Below are 21,838 nucleotides of genomic sequence, written 5' to 3'. Positions count from 1 at the left end.
TGTTGAACGTAATGACAATTCTGGCTCAAAAAGGTTCAACAAGTTATGTTATTTTAAAATTACCGCAAATAAATTTAGACGGAGCCGTTATTACTTTCACCCAACTCATGTTCCATGTGCTGCAACGCATAAAAGGCAGCATTGAGATGCAGAGATTGTATGATTTTCCTGTTGGTAATCAATTGTTTGAGTGCGTCCAATGAAATTAATTGCACCCTTATATCTTCCTGTGCATCCAGCTTGGTCTGTTCTTCTTTTTTACCGCCCGTTGCCAGGAATAGATGCGTGAAGTTATTCAAGATGCCTGGGTTGCCGGCCACTTTGCCCAGGTAAGTGTACTCCTTAAACACATAGCCGGTTTCTTCTTCTGTTTCTCTTTTAGCAGCTTGTAAAGGTTCTTCACCGTCATCAATAAAGCCACCCGGAAATTCAATAGAAACCTGTGCAACAGGATGACGGTATTGCTCCGTTACAAGCACTTCATTTTCGGTCGTGAGTCCGAAGGTGATTACAGATTCAGGCAATTCCACTACATAATATTCAGGGATCAACACACCATCCGGACGTTCACAAACATCTTTGCGTGCAATGAAGTAAGGTGGATGTGAGAAAAGCGGTTCACTTGAAATTGTTTTCCAGTTCATGATAAAGAAATATTTCTATGCAAGATTACGACTACCCTTCCGCAGATGCTTTTTTAAATTCATTTATGTTTGCAAAAAATTGAAACAATGGAATTACAATCGTTGATTTTAGAGGCATGGAGCAACCGTGACTTATTGAAAGAAGTAAAATACAGTGATGCTGTTCGTGCCGTGATTGAAGAAGTAGATAAGGGAAGACTTCGTACCGCAGCACCTGCTGATCCTTCGACTGGTGCCAAGGGCGGATGGCAGGTGAATGAATGGGTGAAGCAGGCTATTTTAATGTATTTCGGCATTCAGCAAATGCAAACATGGGATGTAGCACCTTTTGAGTTTTATGATAAAATGCTGCTTAAGAAAAATTATAAAGAGTTGGGTGTTCGTGCTGTGCCGCATGCAGTTGCCCGTTACGGCGCCTATCTTGCAAAAAATGTTGTTTTGATGCCCAGCTATGTAAACATCGGTGCTTATGTAGATGAAGGAACCATGGTTGATACATGGGCTACCGTAGGTAGTTGTGCGCAGATTGGAAAAGGTGTTCACCTGAGCGGTGGTGTAGGTATCGGCGGTGTACTGGAACCTTTACAGGCCAGCCCGGTTATTGTAGAAGATGGATGTTTCATCGGCAGCCGCTGTATTGTAGTGGAAGGTGTTGTGGTGGAAAAAGAGGCCGTGTTAGGTGCGAATGTGGTGCTGACGCAATCAACCAAGATCATTGATGTAAGCGGACCTGAACCCATTGAAATGAAAGGACGTGTACCGGAACGCAGTGTGGTGATCCCCGGCAGTTATACCAAAAAATTCCCTGCCGGTGAATACGGTGTTGGATGTGCATTGATTATTGGTAAACGCAAACCAAGTACTGATCTCAAAACCAGTTTGAATGATGCTTTAAGAGATTTTAATGTGAGTGTGTAAAAGGTTGCCAAAAAATAAAAAATTGGGTGAAGAGGTTTAACTCTTCACTCTTTTCACCTTTGATAAAATTCTGAAAGTAATTGATGGAGTAAAAAAATAAGTACTGGCCACAAAGGTGAATGAAAAGGATACTCTATCACTCCAAATTCATTAGCCAATAAATTGTTTGAATAATTATAATACTGTCTTGTAAACCTCTATCACTTTTGAAGCAGTATGAAAAGTAGAAAATTGCTGTGCATATTGCCATCCTTTTTCTACCTGAAGTTGCACCAATTCCTTATCTGAAACTATTCTTATCATTTGATCAGCAATTTCTTCCGGTACTTGAGGATTTACATAAAAGGCTCCGGGACCTCCGGCTTCCGGTAAACAGGAAACAGAAGAGGTTATAACCGGTAAACGGCTCCACAAAGCCTCCAGCACAGGAATACCAAAGCCTTCAAAAAATGAGGGATAGATCATTGCTATTGCCTGTTGATAAATGGCAGGAAAATCGTTAGTACTTATAAATCCCTGGTTGGATTTGATTCCGGCAGTATCTGAAAGAAATATGATTTGGTTTTCAATATGATGTTCTTTAATGTATTGTTTTACCAATTGTTTGTAAGCTCCTCCCTTACCTATTACCACCAATGGAATGTTTAATTTGTTTTTCAAGTTTTGTATGGCCTTGCAAATACCCAATAAATTTTTGCGTTCAATTAAAGAGCCAACATATAAAAAGTAATCATCCGGGAGGTTATACAATTCTTTAATTCTTTGTTTTTCTGATGCTGAAACAGTGTTGCCGAATAATTCATTACAGCTTTGATAGCAAACTTTAATTTTAGAAGCATCGATGTTATAAAAATCGATTATATCCTGTTTGGTTTGTTCACTAATGGCAATAATAACATCAGCATAATTACAGGCGTATTTAAATTTTTTTGAGTAAATGTAACGGTCAATAGCCGGGTATTGATGAGGATAGCGTTCATGAATAAGATCATGAATAGTAACCACAGACCTTATTTTTGTTCTGTGCAGATTGACCGGGAGCTCATGGCTCAGGCCATGAAAAATATCCACTTTATATTTTTTAAGATCTTTTTTGATCCAGTTGCTTCGCCAGGCAGCAGAAAATGTACTACTCAATATACCTGAAGGAAGTATTTCTTTTACTCGTTTCAGATGATTATTAGAAAAGAGCATACCCGGCTTTGGATTAAAAAGCAGGTATTCATTTTCTGTATAATAAGTTGCCAGCGAACTTATAAGTGTTCGACTGTAATGACCCAGGCCGGTTTGATTGTGAAATGCACGTTTGGCATCAAATCCTATAATCATGCAAACATTTAACAAGTACAAAAATGCATATTTATGGGCATAGTGTCATCAAAACATCGATGCACCCTCCAAACAGTTCCTTTAAAATAAATTATTTAAAAGGATGAAACGTGATTTACAGATTTTCATATTTCATATCATACGCTTATATTTGCTGCCCCGAACACGAAATGCCCAGATGGCGAAATTGGTAGACGCACTGTGTTCAGGTCGCAGCGTCCGCAAGGATGTGCTGGTTCGAATCCAGTTCTGGGCACTTCAAAAAAAAGTCTTGCAGTTTGCAGGACTTTTTCATTTGCAGAGCCATCCACGTCAATGTGTTATACATTTTTTTATGGATTAGTGAATCTGTCGTTTTATCATCATAAAAATGAGTTGTATTACTCTCAGGGTTCATATCTGAGCCCTTATAAGAGAGTATTTAACCGTCATCCCCTCACAATTCCTTACCTTTGCCGCTAATTTTAAAGTAAGAAGAATGATCACATTTGAAGCGTTAGGACTTGAGGATCGGTTGATGAAAGCAATTACAGAACTCGGTTTTACGAACCCCACTCCCATTCAGGAAAAAGCCATCCCGGTCTTATTAAGCGGAACAAAAGATTTTATTGGCCTGGCCCAGACAGGAACCGGTAAAACAGCCGCCTTTGGTTTACCCCTGCTGCAACTTTTAGATGAGCAAAAGAAATACCCCCAGGCATTGGTGGTATGCCCCACCCGTGAACTTTGTTTGCAGATTGTTACAGAAGTAGAACGGTTTAAGAAGAACATGAAAGGCATGAACGTGGTGGCCGTTTATGGCGGTGCATCCATCGGTATGCAAATCCGTGATATTAAAAGGGGTGTGCAGATTGTAGTAGCCACGCCCGGCCGTTTAATTGATTTGATTGAACGGAAAGCCATCAATCTCGGCGAAATTGAATACGTAGTACTTGACGAAGCAGATGAAATGCTGAATATGGGTTTCCAGGAAGATATTGAATTTATCCTGCAGAATACTCCTAAGAAAGAAAGCACCTGGTTGTTCAGCGCTACTATGCCTCCGGAAATCCGTAAGGTAAGCAAGCGTTACATGAAGGAGCCGGTTGAAGTAACAGTTGGACAGGTAAATACGGCCAACAAAAATATCGATCATCAATATTTTGTTGTTTCATCACAACACCGTTATGAAGCTTTGAAGAGATTGATTGATTTCAATCCCGGTATATACGGAATCATCTTTACCCGTACTAAGGTGGATGCACAGCAGATTGCTGAAAAGCTCACCCGTGAAGGTTATGATATTGATGCACTGCATGGTGATTTAACTCAGGCCCAGCGTGATACAGTGATGGGCCAGTTCCGTGATAAAACATTGCAATTGCTAATTGCGACTGACGTAGCAGCACGTGGTATTGACGTGAAGGATATTACCCATGTTATCAACTATGAGTTGCCGGATGATATTGAAGTGTACACGCACAGAAGCGGACGAACAGGACGTGCCGGCAAAACCGGTATTTGTATGAGTATTGTACACAGCCGTGAAGTGGGCAAAGTAAGACAGATTGAACGCATTGTAAAAGCTCCTTTTCATAAACTGGAAATACCAAGTGGTAAAGATGTATGCCGCAAACAGTTCTTTTCGTTTATGGATAAAATCATCCGCCAGGATGTAAGCAACGAAGAGTATGAAACCTATGTACCTATGCTGCAGGAAAAGTTTGCTGAAATGAGCAAAGAAGAAATACTGAAACGTGTGGCAGCGATGGAGTTTGATCGTTTTCTCAAGTATTATGAAAATGCAGAAGACCTCAACGTTCGTGAACGCAGCAGAACATTTGAGAAATTCAGCAGAGATGGCAGAGGCAGTGAACGAAATAGCGGTGGTCGCACCCGGGAACGTGAACAGTTTCGTGATACACAGGGCCGTGATTTTAAAGGCGGAAGCGGCAGCTATACCAAGCTTTTTGTAAACCTTGGTACCAAGGATGGTTTTTACAAAGCAAGCTTTTTGCAGTTTATTCTCGACTTAAGTGATTTACGTAAAGATTCTTTAGGAAGAATTGATATGCGTGAACTGAACAGTTGGGTTGAAGTAGATAAGAAAGCAGCTTCGCAAATGATCAAATCCATCAACGGTAAGAAGTTCAAAGGCAGAAGCATCCGTATGAATGAGGCTGACAGCAGGTAAGAATTAAACTTTAATCTCATAAAGTAAAACGCTGCACTGTTAATTCAGTGCAGCGTTTTTATTTGAATAAAAAAAGATCGGTCAACTGACCGATCTTGATATGAAGTTTTTCATTGAAACGTTTAACGTTCTACTTTCATCAGTTTTACTGTTCTTCGCTCTGTACCCTGTACCGCTTCAACAAAGTAGGTACCCAACCTGTAATCATCACCCAGTTCAATTACCTGGCCTGCTCTGAGGTTTTGTTTTACTTCAACAATCCTTCCGGCTGCATCCACCACTTTCAATGTGATGTTGCTGTTTACATCACTGCTTTCCAGTTTTAAAACAAACTTATTAAAGGTTGGATTGCCCAGTACTTTTACATTGAAGTGTTGATTTAATGGAGCCGAAGTTACAGGTGGCGTTACTGAAACTCCCGGGCCGTCAACCCGCACAATAGGTGTACCCACATTACCTCCGCTTATTACAATGTTACCGCCTCTTAAGAGCAAACGTACGGTACGAGAGCTTACCCAGTTACTTGAGAACAACAGGCCGCCACTTGGATTAAACAAGGTAACTCCTATCTCATCAGATGAACCGGGTTCACCTCTGTCACGCATACTTACTCTCAGATCCAGGTTACCTCCGAGCGAAATGGTATTTAACGGATCAGTAATGTCTGTGAGATTTGCTTTAGAAAGGAATTCTGCATAACGGTCTGTTGTTGTTCCGGTGGTGCCGCTGGTACCTAAGGAGGTCATTGAATTCGATTTGATCTGATAGGTACGTATTGTTCCGTTCACCAATCTTCTGAAGATCATGTTAACACCGCCTTGCAGGTTAGTACCCTGCTTATTGTATTTCACATTTAATCCAAAGTTCATCTTCAATCCGGGTGTAGATGCATAAGTACCTGCAGAAGCTGTTGGTATAATATGGCCACCTCCTGTTACAAAATCACTAAGTGGTTTGTAAACTGTTACGATACCGTTTTCAGGTGGATATTGAGTATAGTACCCATCAACTTCTATACGGACTGTATAGGATTGTGAATTGGCATTACCAATATTTAGCGTTATAGAACTTGAAACGGTACCTGTCTTCGTATCTGCATTGTTTACAAGAACCGGTGTGAGCCAATTGCTGGTTTGTCCGGTTTCTACAACTACAAAACGAACCCTTGCATTCCGGATATCGCCTGCAAATGCATCGTAAGCTGCATCATTTGTAATAGCAGTTATATCAGATACAGTTGCACTGAGTAATACGGTTGCAGTAGAGGATGATACATTGGCTGTTGCAGCAAACTGTGTTCCTGTATAATCAACTCTTGCGTCTTCATCAAGAATATCAAATGGATCGGAATCTGAACCCTGCAGGTAAGTACCATCTCCCGCAAAAGAAACGGCAACAGTATAAGCAAGATCAGGATTCTGATTCAAGGTTAATGAAGCTGTGGCAATTCCGGATGTATTGGTGACAGCAGAAACTGTTTGGCTACCAATCGTAAATGTTACCGTTCTGCCTGCAATACCGGCACCTCCTGCCAGGTTATCCGTAAGTCTTGCAGTAAGCGTTTGTACATCAGAATATTGTTCTGAAGCATCACCGGTATAAGTAACAGTAACAGGACGTTTATTTACACTTACTGTAGCGGTACAGGTAGAACTGTTACCGTTTACATCAGTTACTGTCATAGTAACATTGTATACACCTGCTGCAGTAAACACATTTTGTGATAAACTGTATCCGTTTACAGGAATACTGCAGTTGTCAGTACTTCCGTTTTCCAAAGCGTTGCCGGCAATAGATACAGAGCCCGATGCGCCAAGAAATACTATTATGTTTTTGCAGACAGCTGTTGGTGGTATATTATCAACAACTGTTACAACTGCGTTTGCAGATGCAGTATTACCATGAATATCTGTAATTATTAAGACCACATTATTGGTTCCAACATTACTGCAGTTAAAACTTGTTTTTGACAGCGTAATAGTTGCAATTCCGCAATTATCTGTTGAACCATTATTCACAGCTGCTGCAGTAGTTGTGGCAATACCTGAAGCGTTGAGATAAATAGTAACAGGCCTTGTAATAACATTTGGAGCTTCGGTATCAGTAATCGTTACATCCTGTGATTGTGTGGTAGTGTTACCATGAATATCAGTCACACTCCATGTTACAGTGGTAGTACCAACAGGGAACTTATTATCAGCAGGGATGCCTGTAGCGGTTACACCTGCTACTGCAATGCCGCAGTTATCAGAAGCAACCGGTGCTGTTAACACCACTACTTTATAACACTTACCTGCATCGTTAGTACCTGTTACATCAGCAGGATCAACAAGTACAGGAGCTTCGGTATCAGTAATCGTTACATCCTGTGATTGTGTGGTAGTGTTACCATGAATATCAGTTACACTCCATGTTACCGTAGTTGTACCAACAGGGAACTTATTATCAGCAGGGATACCTGTAGCTGTTACACCTGCAACTGCAATACCACAGTTATCAGAAGCAACCGGAGCTGTTAACACCACTACTTTATAACATTTACCTGCATCGTTAGTACCTGTTACATCAGCAGGATCAACAAGTACAGGAGCTTCGGTATCAGTAATGGTTACATCCTGTGATTGTGTGGTAGTGTTACCATGAATATCAGTTACACTCCATGTTACAGTAGTAGTACCCACAGGGAACTTGTTATCAGCAGGGATGCCTGTAGCTGTTACACCTGCTACTGCAATGCCGCAGTTATCAGAAGCAACCGGTGCTGTTAACACCACTACTTTATAACATTTACCGGCATCATTGGTACCTGTTACATCAGCAGGATCAACAAGTACAGGAGCTTCGGTATCAGTAATGGTTACATCCTGTGATTGTGTGGTAGTGTTACCATGAATATCAGTTACACTCCATGTTACCGTAGTTGTACCTACAGGGAACTTATTATCAGCAGGGATGCCTGTAGCGGTTACACCTGCAACTGCAATGCCGCAGTTATCAGAAGCAACCGGTGCTGTTAACACCACTACTTTGTAACACTTACCTGCATCGTTAGTACCTGTTACATCAGCAGGATCAACAAGTACAGGAGCTTCGGTATCAGTAATATTTACCGTAAATGCATTGGTAGCTGAACGTCCATTTACATCTGTTGCCACCACTGTTACAGAAGTCGAACCAACCGGGAAATTATACGGGAAGTTTATTTCTGCCTGTGAACTTGTTCCGTAATTAATGTAGTATTTAATAGTTGCAACTGTGCAATTATCTGTTGCTGAAGCTGCAAATGTTTGACTGCTTGAGCAGGTGCCATTATCGGTGTTGTAAGATGGTGCAACTGTTGGCAACGTAATTACAGGATCCTGATTATCCACCACTGTAACTGTAAATGTTTTTGAAACATTACCACAATCATTTGTTGCATTAATGGTTACTGTTGTAGTACCTACAGGGAAAGTGGAACCTGATACGTGACTATAACTTACAGCAGGCGTTGGACTTCCTGTTACAGTTGCAGGAAGATAGCTCACCACAGCATTACAATTTCCGGGATCAGCATTTACAGTAATATTTTCATAATTACTGATTACCGGCGCTGTTTTGATCACTACTTCTGTGGTTGTTGTTGAAGTACAACTATTCGTTCCTGTAACCGTTAATGAATACGTGCCTGCGTTTGCAGCAGTTACATTGTTGATAACAGGATTCTGAGTGTATGTAAACGTTGAAACACTTATTTCATCAATACCTCTTTCATTAGCACCCGACGCTCTTGTATCTATGAATCGAATATATCTTGTACCCGGGTATGCACTTAAATCGATTTCACTTACAGAGGTACAGGTGGTAGTAACAGTTGAACCAACAGTAGCAACTGTTGTCCATGGACCGGAAGTTTGACTAACCGGTGATTCACTACTGATCTGTACGTTTACTGACCATGTTGTAGCATCACCACTACGTCTTATTTTGAAATTAAGTTTATTGGGATTTGTAATGGCAGGTGTGATTGCAAAATCACCTGTTCCATTAAACAGAAGTCCATTAGATGCACATGCCTGTGATGCACTTACAGGCACACTATTTAAGGACCATCCTGTCGCTGAGGTGGTGGCAAAACTTTCAGAAAAAGTAGTACCTGTGGCTATGTTGCTGAAACCATTGGGGCCGCTCCATACATATTTAGACTGGCTACCTGGTAGTGCTGTTAATTGTAATGATTGTCCTTCGCATAATGGGCCATTATTGGAAGCAACTGCAGTTACAGTGTTAATGGTAATACTTACAGGATAGTCAACACTTGTGCAACCTGTAGCACTGTTTGTTACTGTCAATGTTCCCGTATATGCTCCCGGAGCAGCACTGCCGGGTATCGTTACGGAAATTGGACTTGCAGGCAGGTTTTCAAGTGTTATATCAGTAAATCCGGCATTTGTTGCAGAACTGCTCCACACAATGCTGTATTTATCCGGTGTATTTAAAGGCGCAGAGTAAGAAATAGAAGCAGTGCCGGTTCCAATACATACGGCTGGATTAGCTCCTGTTGTAATTGCAGGTCTTGGATTTACAATTACAATAACAGGTTTGATATCGAAACAACCTGTTGTATTATCAGTGCCTTTGATATAATAGGTTCCGCTTGCCGCAACCTGGTCTGGATTATTTAAAATAGTTGTTGCACCTGCATTGGTAAAATAAGTAAAACTTAAATTACTACCGGAGCCATTTGTAATAGCAGCTGCAGTTAAATCAACAGTTGCCGGAGCACATACAGCTGAGGGATTGGTAATCGTTACGGTTGGGCTTACAACAGCATTTGTAACGATAGTATTGGAAGTTGCTGTACATCCATTGGCATCAGTCAATATACAACTAAAGCTGCCTGAGGTTGTAACAGTAATACTTTGAGTTGTAGCACCATTACTCCATAAGTAGGAGGCTGCCGGTGTAGCAGTTAACACTACACTGCCGGGTGTACAGAATGTAATTGGACCATCAGCACCGATAGAAGCGCTTGCGCCTGTTGATTTAGTTAGTACAACATCATCAATTCTGTATTGAGTCGTTGAACCGGTTTGTCTGAACCTGATCCGCAAATTAGCAGTGGACGGTATACTGCCTGAAGCTGTTCTTAAATACCATGTAGCGGTACCACTGCCTGTAGGCAATGCCGCATAAGTTAACGGTGTATAATTGATTCCATCACTGCTAACCTCTACTACAAAATCTGATCCATTGCTGGAAGTAGTACTCTTGTAGATTCCGAAGCTTAGAGCCAGATTACTTGCGCCTAAGGTATTGATGCCGGCAATCTGGAAATTTAAACCAGATGTTGAAGTAATAAATACATTGGAGCTGCCGGATGCGCCTGTATATAAACCGGCGGAAGAAACAGTTGTTCTGATATCCACACCGGTGGAACCGCTCATCGTATGATTGTCATTGTCAAAACTATTTGCAGTTTCATATGCTGCTATCGAACTTGCAGTTGTAGTACCCATTGTTTCAGCAAAAACCTCCGTGCCACTTGAGCCACCAAAACTATTTACAGTTACTGTTGTTGCATCAGAAACAGGAGATTCACAATTGTTCAAAGTAACTTTTACTGTATAACTTCCTGCTGTAGTAACAACAATACTTTGTGTGGTTTCACCAGTACTCCACAAATTACCGGTAGTACTGCTTGAGGTAAGCGTAACACTATTTCCTGAGCAGATAGTAGTTGAACCCGATGCTGAAATAGTGGGTTTGGCAGGAATAGGATTCACCGTAACTGTTATAGCGTTGCTTGGAACAGACACACATCCAAATCCATCCGTAAAGGTTACTGAGTAGGTTCCTGAACCTGAAACGGTAATACTTTGTGTGGTAGCGCCTGTGCTCCATGTATTACCTGTTGCGCTGGTAGAAGTTAAAGTTACACTGCCTCCTGCACAGAATGTAGTCACACCATTGGCACTGATTGAAGGTGCAGTTGGTACGGTACAGTTTACAGTTAACACGCCACTCACATTCGGTCCGCCCCAGAAACCACCACCTGAATTTGTATAGCCTCCGTAATAATAAGCACCTCCGTTTATCTGGAAACGACTTGCATAATAATAAGTTCCGGCCGGCAAATCAGAACCAAAACTTGCCTGGTATTCATCATCATTACCAAATTGTTGATTAAAAGTAGCAGGCACCCATGTCCATCCGGATCCGGAAGGATCTGTATTATTAGAGCTGTAGCCAATCCATGCACTTATGCCGGGACCCTGACCATTTACAGCATCTGTAACACCCGCCACATATACTCTGGCATATGCAGTCATACTGCCGCCTGTATTAATAGTTGCATTGGCAGGGAATTGCAGGTTAGCATATTCAATGGCTACTTTTTTGAAGATAGCACTGATGGATTGATTTGCCGTAACATTATTAAATGTATAAGAACTGATAGCACCTTGTGATACATTATTCACAAGAACATCATTAATCTCATAACCGCTGGCGGCTGTGATAGAAAAAGACTGGTTGGTATTTTCATTAACGGTAACACTTCCGCTCGGGCTGATAGAACCCCCTGTTCCGGCAGTTGCAGTAATAGTATAAGTTACAGGATTAATAGTTAAAACGCCATTTACATTACCGGTTCCATTCCAGAAACCTCCATTAAATCCTCCATAATAAAATGCACCACCGTTTAACTGGAAGCGGCTGGCGTAATAATAAGTCCCGGCCGGTAATGAAGCACCAAATGTTCCAATGAATTCATCATTATTGCCAACTTGTGTATTGAAATTGGCCGGTATCCATGTAAATGAAGTTGAATTTGGATTTTCATTAGTACTGCTGTAACCGATCCAGGCACTCAAACCACTGCCTGCACCCGGGGCGTCAGTTATTCCGGCTTTATACACCTGTGCAAATACATTGATATTAGTACCACGGGTAACAGTAGCCGAACCCGGGAATTGCAGATTGGCATAATCAATGGTGGTTGGTAAAAAGCTGGCACTTATGGTATGCGTGGTTTGAACATTAGTAAATGTATAGCTGCTGATAGCACCCTGTGAAACTCCATTCACTAATACATCGCCAATAATGAAACCGGAATTAGGAGTGATCGTGTAGGATTGATCCGTTCCTGCTCCAACAAGAGTTGTACCATTCGGACTGATAGTTCCTCCTGCACCTGCACTGGAAACAATGTTAAACCCTGCCGGATTAATGGTTAACACACCATTTACATTGGTAGTACCATTCCATGGGCCTCCGTTAAAACCTCCATAGTAGTAATCGCCACCATTACGTTGAAAACGGCTGGCATAATAATAAGTACCCGGCGCTAATGAGGATCCAAAACTTGCCTGGTATTCGTCATTGTTATTTGTGCCGGAGGAGGGATTGAATGTTGCAGGCACCCATGTAAATCCTCCTGATGAAGGATCGGTATTCGTTGTGCTATAACCTATCCAGACATTTACTCCAGGAGCAGCATCAGAAGAAACATCAGTAACTCCAGCAATATAATATTGGGCAAAGGCAGTTATATTATTTCCCTGCGAGATGGTAGCTGAACCCGGAAACTGAAGGTTGTAAAAGCCAAATGTAGTTGGCAAGAAACCGGCACTGATCGTTTGATTAGCCGTTACATTAGTAAATGTGTAGGTGCCAACTGCTCCTACAGAAGAACCATTTACCAAAACATCACCAATTACAAAGCCACTGTTGGCAGTAATGGTAAAATTCTGGTTGTTATTTTCAGTTACAGATACAGAACCACTTGGACTGATCGATCCACCTGCACCTGCACTAGCTGCAATTGTATAGGTAGCAGGAAGTACAGTGTATGAAAACACAGTTGCATCAGTTGAACTTGTCTTGGCACCGCAACCGTTACAGTTGCCTGAATTGGCAAATAATTCTGTTCCGCCATTACTATTCCATGCACTGATAATGTATTTCACAGTTGTACCTGCAGGTTGTGCCGGTATAGTTCCGGTTACAACCTCGGGATTAGGACTTCCGCCGATTCCACAATTATAAATTCCGTTAACAACCTGCGTTGTACCGCTCCCCGCACCAAAAGCACCGGAAGGGGTGCTTCCATCTGTAGTATAATATATACGTGATTGATTCCAGAGATTTTGATACTCAATCTTCCAGGCAAGGCTCAGGCTTTGTGTTGAGTTGGGCGTAAGAACACTTCTGTAATCAGGACCACAACCGGGATTATTGGTTGTTGCCTCGTGATAGATATAATTAATTAACGGGGCAAAGCTTGCTGAAATAGTTTGATTAGATGTAACGTTGGAGAATGTATAAGAACCATTCGCTTTCGCCGTTGCGTTGCTTACTCCATTGATCTGAACATCTGAAATATAAAAACCTGCGTTCGGTGTGATGGTGTAAGTTGCATTGTCTCCGCAATTCACAGAACCTGTACCCGGACTAATACTTCCATTGGCGCCGGCACTTACAGTAACAGTGTATGTTTTCAATGCAAACGTAACATCAATCGTTTGATTGGCTGTAACATTGTTGAATACATAAGTGCCTCCATTATCAAAACTTCCAGTAGTTAAGGAAGCAGGATTACCATTAACAGTTAAACTGGAAATTCGGTAACAGGAGGAGCCCGGGGCAATTGTATATGTTTGATTCCCACCACTGTTTAATGTAGTTGTACCGCTGGGACTGATGCTGCCGTTGGCACCGGCCGATGCAGTAATGGTGTACTGCTGTACAGCTGTTGTAAATGAATAATTACTACCGGCATTATCAGCAAAGTTTAAAATACAAAGAGATTTATCTACTTCTGATAAACTGGTATAGCTGTTATTAGTTGTACTTAGTACATAATAATAATAAGTTGTGCTGCTTGATAAGCCGCTTAAATTAAACGTAACGGTGGTACCTGATACTGTTCCTAACACTTGTGATGTAGAAGTACTGAGGTCATTTGTTGTAGCCCGGTAACGTAAATAAAATTTTTCCTGGGTTGATGGTGTTGTACTAAGTGTAGCAGTTATGGTTGCTGATCCGGAACCTATGGTTGGCTGTTGGGTTGCCGTATTATGAGTTAATGTTACCGGGTCATTTGTTGTAAAACCTACATAAAAAGCAGGGCCATTTGTATTATACACATCTTTCATTACAAATGTGTAACGGCCTGCTGTGCCCATGTTAAGCCCCATGTCAGTGGAGTTATTCAACGATGTTAAATTCACCGCATCCAATGATGCCTGGCCTACACCTCCAAAATTCCATTTATTTAAATAAGTTCCTGTATTTCCGCATCCGCCACCACTTGTAAACAAAAAGCCTGCTCCGCCTCCGCCGGGCATATTATCTGGTGTTACGTTTCCACCGCTTGATTGAACATTAACTGTTGTAAACCATTGACCACGTCCGTCAACAGGGTTGCCACTGGTTGCCGATACTCTTCGATAGTTTAATACCCTGTAATCGCCACCAGTACAATTGATAGGTTGACTATAGCCATTAATTCGTCCAACAAAATTTACGCCCCCATCAACGATAGCACCTCCACCAATGTATGCGCTAAAAGTAAGGTCATCAATGGCTAAAGCATGGTCGTTCCCAGCATCATTATTTTCAACCCAACGTATCCAAAGTGTAGAACCACTTGTCCAACCTATTGAATTCAAACTTCCTCCTAAATTATTTACTCTTCCAGCTACATTTCCATCTACTGCAGCAGCGGTAGCAGTTGCAACCGGTGAAGTGAAGCTAAAACCAGCGGGTGTATTGTTCCAGGTCGTAACACTTGAAAAAGTTGCACCAAACCCATATTGTACTGACATTGATTGTGCAGTTGTATTTCCTCCATTTCGCCATTGTTCACCATTGAATCTTACAGTAATTGAATTAATCGTACTTCCTGTTGCATTGGTTAAAGCTAAAGCCATGTAGCCTGCTACTGAACCAGATGAGGGACTTCCCCAATAAGTACCTCCTGAACCTAAACTTCCAAGAGCTCTTTCAGTATTAGAACTTGCCCCATAACTATTGTATGTAGCATTACCACTATTTCCATTTTCTGCTCCATATGTCGTAATTGCTGTATTGTCTTTATTAAATAAATACCAACCGACAATAGTTGAATTATTCGTCCAGCTTAAACCAGTTGTGGTTGATGCTGGGGATGAAAGTGTATTGAAATTTTGAGAATAATTCAAATTATTCGTTGTGATCGTAATTTGTCCGAAAGCTTCGGAATTCAAAATCAAACAACTAATCGCCAATACAAATACATTCAAAAATTTTCGGTAGCTCGTGTAAAAATGACTCATAAGATGATTTTTGCAGTAGTTGGGATGAAGAATGCAGATCGATTCAGATTTATATGTGGTTATAACAAAGAAGTTTTAAACCTTCTCTTTTACTGAACAAGACAGATTGAAAAATGCAGAGAACTAAAAGAGGAAACGAATGCGTTTTAGTATAAACACATTGATAAGCATGAGAATGCCAACAGCTGTTCTGGTACATAATCAATAATTTTTGCCAATAATGTTACTGTGGAGGTTCTGCAGTTTGGTTAATACCGGATACGGAACAGGTATAGGGGTTATCTGAAAAAGATTAGGCTATGAAACTGGTTTAAAGTGGATATAACCGATGGAAATGAAAAGGTTTAGATAAAATTACTGTTCGAATATAGGGTGTTGTAGTTAAATAGAAAATAATAATCCTGAATTTTTTCTCACAGACTCACCCTAAATCAGGAACCATGCTTTATCCATTATTGAGGGATTATTTAAAATAACCTGTGTTATCAGACAATAAAATCAAGATCGTTACATACATGAATCTCCATGCGTGGCAAATTTTGGATCAGTATGAAAACCCCGCTCTGCAACTCATCTTTCCACATCATTGTGAACAACTTTTTTATGCCCTCTGTGATTGATTTTGCAATTTAAAATCCAGATTTACATCTTTACTGATTCCTAACCCTTATCATGGAAGAAACAAAAGAAATACATGCCCTGCTCCACCTCATTGATGATCCTGATGAAGAAGTGTATTCATCAGTAAGTTCCCGCATCATTGCCTTGGGCAGCGGAATCATTCCCAACCTGGAACATTTATGGGAAACCACCCCCGATGAACCCGTACAGGAACGCATTGAAATGCTCATTCACCGTTTACACCTGCAGGATTTAAGAACAGATTTGAGAGACTGGTCGCAGGAAAAAGAACAGGATCTGCTTACTGGTGTGTTACTGCTCAGCCGCTATCAATACCCCGATCTTAACTTAACGGCTACATTACAGGAGTTGGAGAAAATCCGCAGAAACGTGTGGCTGGAGCTCAACAGCTTTTTAACCCCGCTGGAGCAGGTGAATGTGCTGAGCAATATTCTTTACAATTATTACAAGTTTAAAGGCAGCGAAGTAAACTATCTTAAACCCGATGAGTTCTTATTGCCCAAACTTGTTGAATCAAAAAAGGGCAATGCCATAAGTATCGGTCTTTTAGTAATGGTGCTCAGCCGCATGCTGGATATTAACCTGCAGGTGATTAATATTCCCCGTCAGTTTATCCTTGGATATTTTGATGATTGGTTACGTATTAAGCAGAGAGCCACTTATCCGCCGGAGCAAATACAGTTTTACCTGGATGCTGCCAGCGGACAAATTTATTCTCACCAGGATGTAGAAACTTATTTCAAGCGCATCAGTGTGCCACCTTCTGCCTCCTATTTCCGGCCGATGAGTAACCGTAACCTTGTACAATTACTTTTAGAAGAATACGCCAAATGTTTTATGGATGAATCAAAGCGCTACAAACAGGATGATCTCCTGAATCTTTCCGGCTTATTGGATGATGCTGAACCTGATGAAACCGACGCTGAATGAATGAAGTGGAAGATGTAGCATACTATCAATCGCCTCTTGGCATTATTCTTCTTAAGGCGAATAAGGAAGCAATTACTATTGTCTCTTTTCAGGACGCAGAACCTGCTTCTATAGTTTACAGTAATTCATCACTTCTTCAAAATGCAGTACAACAGCTGGATGAGTATTTCAGAGGCACCCGCAGGCATTTTGAATTGCCATTAGCACCGGCAGGTACAGATTTTCAGCAATCTGTTTGGAAGGAATTAGTACAATTATCATTTGGCACAACCATCACTTACCTGCAACTGGCAAAAAGACTTGGTAATGTAAAATCAATTCGTGCAGCAGCTTCAGCTAATGGAAAAAATCCACTTGCCATAATAATACCCTGCCATCGTGTAATTGGTGCTGATGGTAAATTAACCGGTTATGCGGGTGGGCTTCATCGTAAACAATGGTTATTGGAACATGAAGCGAGGGTTTGCGGAAGCCCCGTTCTTTTTCCAGAATCCTGATTTTATCTTCTCCGTTTATTGTTTCAGATCCTTACTGGTAAAGGACATAGGCAAGAGCATTTCAGCATGCGGTATTACATATACTTCTCCGTACATACCTCCGAGAATAAGGCGGATGGGTGTTTTTGTTTTTTCCATATGCTCCTGTAAGGATTGCCGGCAAATACCGCAGGGAGTAATGGGCTTATTACTTTCTCCGTTGTGGTTGAAATAACTGATAGCCATTGTTTCAATTGCTGCTTTGGGATGTAATGAAGAAACAGCAGCCAGCAGCACTCTTTCAGCACACAGACCTGCCGGGAAAGAGGCGTTTTCCTGGTTGGTTCCTTTTACAGTTTCGCCATTGTTTAGTTTGGCTACCGCACCTACATGAAAGCGGCTGTAGGGTGCATAGGCCTGTTGGGTTACTTCCCTGGCCTCATCCAGCAGCCATTTGTCATCTTCCGTTAATTCGTCAATTGAATTGTACACTTCATATTCAAACTGAAAATGTTCTTTGGTCATAAAGATGTTATTAGGTGGTCAATTGGATTTTGCATCGGGTGTTTCAAAAGTAAGCAGACAAAAAATCCCCCGAACCAAGCCGGGGGATTCCATCATAAAAGTTCGGTATCAAATATAAATTATTTTATTAACCTGAACAAGCGGTTCCAGCGGGGTTTGCCATTTTCCCAGCTAAAGAAAATCATCCAGGCCTCGCCTACCACATGGTCTTCAGGCACAAATCCCCAGTAACGGCTGTCCAGTGAATTATGACGGTTATCCCCCATCAACCAATAATAATTCATTTTAAAAGTGTACTTGTTGGTTGCTGTCCCGTTAATAATGAATTGACCGTTTTGGTATTCAAAACTGTTTCCTTCATAAGCCCGGATAACTCTTTCGTAACGCTTATAATTAGCGGCTGTTAATTCAATAGTGGCGCCTTTTTTAGGTATGTAAAGAGGGCCATAGTTATCAATGGTCCACCTGCAGTTGATAGTGTCGTTCGGAAAAATATCTGCACCGGCAACACCATAGTTGAATTGCTCGTAAGAATAATTGATCGGTTTTAAATCAGCAACAAAAGCTAACTTTTGAAACACGGGCACTTGCTCAGCCGTTAAATAAATTTCATATTGATTGGTGCCAATGGAACGCAATTCTCCCTGCTCTGACCTGATGCCATATGTTTCTTCCAGCATGGTCATGTCCAGTGACTGGCCTTTGGTGGTGAGCAAATAATTGGTTTCAGAACGGGGAGGTATTTCATTTTGTTTACCGTTAATGTAAACAACTCCATTTCTTATTTCAAGAGTGTCGCCTGCGATGGCTACACAACGCTTGATGAAATTTTCCCTTTTATCAACCGGTCTTGTTACAATAATACTTTCATACTGGTTCCAGATAACATCCCTGTTACCTCCCGCCTGCCGTAATGCATCGTAGTAAGTAACCTTTGAACCAAAGTTTTCTTCATCATTAATAACCGTATCACCCACGGGCAAATTAAAAACAACCACATCATTGCGTTTTACATCGGCAGCAAATAATCTCTTGTAAGGAAGTTTAATCCACTCCAGGTAGGATTGACCGCCGGTAACGGGTAATGAATGATGCACAAATGGAACAGCAAGTGGTGTATTGGGGATACGGGGGCCATAGCTGAGTTTACTTACAAACAGAAAATCATTCACCATCAGGGATTTTTCCATGGAAGGTGTGGGTATGGTGTAAGCTTCAAATACAAATGTGCGGATGATGGTAGCAGCAACAATTGCAAAAACCGCTGCATCAATCCATTCACGGGCGGCTGTTTTACGATGCTTCTTTGCTTCGTCATGACCAATGTACCGTACCTGCGGTGCATAACCAAGGTACGGCAGGTAGGCAAACGGAACCAACACAGCCAAAGTGTGGTGCAGGAGTGAAAATTTATTGAACTGTTTGATGAAATCAATCGTAAGAGAAATGGTTACAAACTGTCCCACCACGGGAATCAACTGTAACCAGAACCAAAGAGGCTTTACCTGTAATTTTTCAACCATCAGCCAGGTGTTATAAAAAGGCACCAGGGCTTTCCAAGGCTCAATACCTGCTTTTTTAAACATGCCGTATAAACCGATATGAAATCCGATGGTTCCTGCAATAAAAATGATCCAACCCATGTACTATTGTTTAAGGAGAGCAAAAATAAGCTTTTCAGGATGAGCACCACCAGTGCTTACAAGATTCAATAGGTTTTAACACCTTACGCCTTTCAATCAACCAATTTGGCTGAATTGAAAAGGGCATAATGTTTAACCTGCTACATCAAAACCTGTACATTATTAGTAGTTCAAAAAATAAAAATGTTACTTTCATAGCACTTTAACTCTATTCAACTGAAATGGATCTTTTCACCATCAGCGACATTGAAAATCTATCCGGTATAAAAGCGCATACGCTTCGCATCTGGGAACAACGATATAACATCCTTCGCCCGCAAAGGAGAGAAAGTAAACATCGTTTTTACAGCAATGAAGATTTGAAACAGATTCTGCAGATTGCCCAGTTAAATAAAGCAGGTTATAAAATTTCCAAAATTGCAAGGTTGAGTGCAGAGCAAATCAGGGAGATGGCTTCTGAAAAAGGGCTGGTTGTTTCTTTACACGAAAACTTCATTAACCAGTTACTGCAGGCCAGCAAGGATTTTGATGAAGAGCGTTTCAATAAAATTTTTCATGCTGTTTACATGCATATTGGTTTTGAACGCACCGTTCTGCATGTTTTCTATCCGATGCTGCAACGCATCGGCCTGTATTGGATGACGGATCAGACACGGCCTGTACAGGAACATTTTGCCAGTCACATGATCATTAAAAAAATGATGGTCGCCATTCATTCGTTGGATGTGCCTCCATCAGGTGAGGTAACTGTTTTGTTTAATCCGGAAGGTGAGAATCATGAAATTCCTCTTTTGTTTACGCATTATCTTTTAAAGAAAAACGGCAAGCGTTCCCGTTTATTCGGGGCGAATGTTTCGTTAGATGCTATTGAAGAATATACCCGCCTGCAAAAAGTGGATAAACTGCACCTGCATGTAATTACTAATTTCTCTAACCGAAGCATGGATGAAATGGTGGAAGAAATCTTAAAAAGGTTTACATCTCAAACCATTATTGTTTCAGGGCCACAGGTGCAGCATATCAACATCCGTAATCCCCGTTTGCAATTGATTAATTCATTGGATCAGTTGCTGGATCTGTGTAACACTTCTATTGGTTAAGTTCTCGGAAAAACAAATGTATTTACATCTTCAGCCGTTATTGTTTTGCCTGATAAAATAACCAATCGTTCCATCACATTTCTGAATTCTCTTATGTTTCCGCTCCAATGGTGCTGCTGCAGTGCTTCAATGGCCGCCTGGTCAATTAGTTTAGGCGCCTGGCCATATTCATCAGCCACCTGTTTCAGGAAGTGATCTGCCAGTAATGGTATATCTTCTTTACGTTCGTTGAGCGATGGAACATGAATGATGATAACGCTTAAACGATGGTACAAATCCAGCCGGAAGTTTTTGGCATCTACTTCTTTCAATAAATCTTTGTTAGTGGCGGCTATTACACGAACGTCCACTGTTATATCTTTTTCACCTCCTACCCTTGTTATTTTGTTTTCCTGGAGCGCCCGCAGTACTTTAGCCTGTGCCGTTAAACTCATATCACCAATTTCATCCAGGAACAAAGTGCCTCCGTTAGCCTGTTCAAATTTGCCGATACGTTGCTTGATGGCAGAAGTAAAGGAACCCTTTTCATGACCAAACAATTCACTTTCAATCAACTCGCCGGGAATAGCTGCACAGTTTACTTCAATAATAGGACCCGCTGCCCTGTTGCTTTTTTCATGAATCCAACGGGCCACCAATTCTTTACCACTTCCGTTTTCACCGGTAATTAAAACACGGGCATCAGTAGGGGCTACTTTTTCAATTGTGTCTTTAATTTTTTTCAAAGCAGCACTATCTCCAATCATTTCCTGTACTCGGCTCACTTTGCGCTTTAATACTTTGGTTTCAGTTACCAGTGTTTGCCGGTCTAAGGCATTACGGATGGTGATGAGTAAGCGGTTAAGATCCGGAGGTTTGGCTACATAATCAAAAGCACCTTTTTTAACTGCCTCTACAGCCGTTTCAATGGTACCATGACCTGATATCATGATGATGGGTACATCAGGATTGATTTCTTTTGACTTTTCAAGAAACTCAATGCCATCTACCTTGGGCATTTTAATATCACACAAAACCGCATCATAATTTTTTTCTTTCAGCTTCTTTAAACCTTCTTCCCCGTTTTCAGCATCGTCAATTTTGTATCCTTCATAAGAAAGAATTTCAGAGAGTGTTTTGCGGATGGCCTTTTCATCGTCAATAATCAGGATCGTACTCAT

General features: G+C 41.2%; 11 protein-coding genes and 1 tRNA gene. 6 read left to right on the top strand and 6 right to left on the bottom strand.

What is annotated here, in order from left to right; translation table 11 throughout:
• Nucleotides 1-74: 74 nt before the first annotated feature.
• The gene (locus PDL71_RS11515; RefSeq protein ID WP_407521120.1) at nucleotides 75-644 is read right to left on the bottom strand and encodes an NUDIX hydrolase; all 570 of its coding nucleotides are present in this window, start codon (nucleotides 642-644) and stop codon (nucleotides 75-77) included.
• A gap of 87 nt (nucleotides 645-731) precedes the next feature.
• On the opposite strand from PDL71_RS11515, the gene PDL71_RS11510 reads away from it, so the two are divergent.
• Nucleotides 732-1,562, top strand: a complete 831-nt coding sequence (locus PDL71_RS11510) for a 2,3,4,5-tetrahydropyridine-2,6-dicarboxylate N-succinyltransferase (RefSeq protein WP_407521118.1) — start codon at nucleotides 732-734, stop codon at nucleotides 1,560-1,562.
• Between the two features lie 174 nt (nucleotides 1,563-1,736).
• On the opposite strand, the gene PDL71_RS11505 is transcribed toward PDL71_RS11510, so the two are convergent.
• The gene (locus PDL71_RS11505; RefSeq protein WP_407521116.1) at nucleotides 1,737-2,891 is read right to left on the bottom strand and encodes a glycosyltransferase family 4 protein; all 1,155 of its coding nucleotides are present in this window, start codon (nucleotides 2,889-2,891) and stop codon (nucleotides 1,737-1,739) included.
• 172 nt (nucleotides 2,892-3,063) lie between these two features.
• On the opposite strand from PDL71_RS11505, the gene PDL71_RS11500 reads away from it, so the two are divergent.
• Nucleotides 3,064-3,147, top strand: a tRNA-Leu gene (locus PDL71_RS11500).
• A gap of 222 nt (nucleotides 3,148-3,369) precedes the next feature.
• A complete protein-coding gene (locus PDL71_RS11495) occupies nucleotides 3,370-5,064 on the top strand; it encodes a DEAD/DEAH box helicase (protein WP_407521114.1) in 1,695 nt (564 codons plus the stop codon).
• Nucleotides 5,065-5,186: 122 nt separating this feature from the next.
• On the opposite strand, the gene PDL71_RS11490 is transcribed toward PDL71_RS11495, so the two are convergent.
• Complete coding sequence (locus PDL71_RS11490) at nucleotides 5,187-15,248, bottom strand: beta strand repeat-containing protein (RefSeq protein ID WP_407521112.1); 10,062 nt, start codon at nucleotides 15,246-15,248, stop codon at nucleotides 5,187-5,189.
• A gap of 786 nt (nucleotides 15,249-16,034) precedes the next feature.
• Between PDL71_RS11490 and PDL71_RS11485 the strand changes: the two genes are divergently transcribed.
• Together PDL71_RS11485 and PDL71_RS11480 are read left to right on the top strand one after the other, a co-directional pair.
• Nucleotides 16,035-16,934, top strand: a complete 900-nt coding sequence (locus tag PDL71_RS11485) for a transglutaminase-like domain-containing protein (RefSeq protein ID WP_407521110.1) — start codon at nucleotides 16,035-16,037, stop codon at nucleotides 16,932-16,934.
• Complete coding sequence (locus tag PDL71_RS11480; protein ID WP_407521108.1) at nucleotides 16,931-17,431, top strand: methylated-DNA--[protein]-cysteine S-methyltransferase; 501 nt, start codon at nucleotides 16,931-16,933, stop codon at nucleotides 17,429-17,431. The genes PDL71_RS11485 and PDL71_RS11480 overlap by 4 nt, the downstream gene beginning before the upstream one ends.
• Nucleotides 17,432-17,446: 15 nt before the next feature.
• Here the strand turns inward: PDL71_RS11480 and PDL71_RS11475 are convergent, their stop codons facing one another.
• Nucleotides 17,447-17,935 (bottom strand): cytidine deaminase, encoded by a 489-nt coding sequence (locus PDL71_RS11475; protein WP_407521106.1) that lies wholly within the window; start codon nucleotides 17,933-17,935, stop codon nucleotides 17,447-17,449.
• Nucleotides 17,936-18,054: 119 nt separating this feature from the next.
• Nucleotides 18,055-19,578, bottom strand: coding sequence for a signal peptidase I (lepB, locus tag PDL71_RS11470; protein WP_407521104.1), 1,524 nt, complete (start codon nucleotides 19,576-19,578; stop codon nucleotides 18,055-18,057).
• 221 nt (nucleotides 19,579-19,799) lie between these two features.
• Here lepB and PDL71_RS11465 point away from each other — a divergent pair, with 221 nt between their 5' ends.
• A complete protein-coding gene (locus PDL71_RS11465) occupies nucleotides 19,800-20,678 on the top strand; it encodes a MerR family transcriptional regulator (protein WP_407521102.1) in 879 nt (292 codons plus the stop codon).
• Here the strand turns inward: PDL71_RS11465 and PDL71_RS11460 are convergent.
• Entirely contained in the window at nucleotides 20,675-21,838 is a 1,164-nt protein-coding gene (locus tag PDL71_RS11460) for a sigma-54-dependent transcriptional regulator (protein ID WP_407521100.1), read from the bottom strand. The two genes, PDL71_RS11465 and PDL71_RS11460, sit on opposite strands and share 4 nt — an antisense overlap.

This window comes from Lacibacter sp. MH-610, from assembly GCF_045780045.1.
GTDB lineage: Bacteria > Bacteroidota > Bacteroidia > Chitinophagales > Chitinophagaceae > Lacibacter.
The sequence above is the reverse complement of the archived record's forward strand: the minus strand, read 5'-3'. Positions and strand labels throughout refer to the sequence as shown.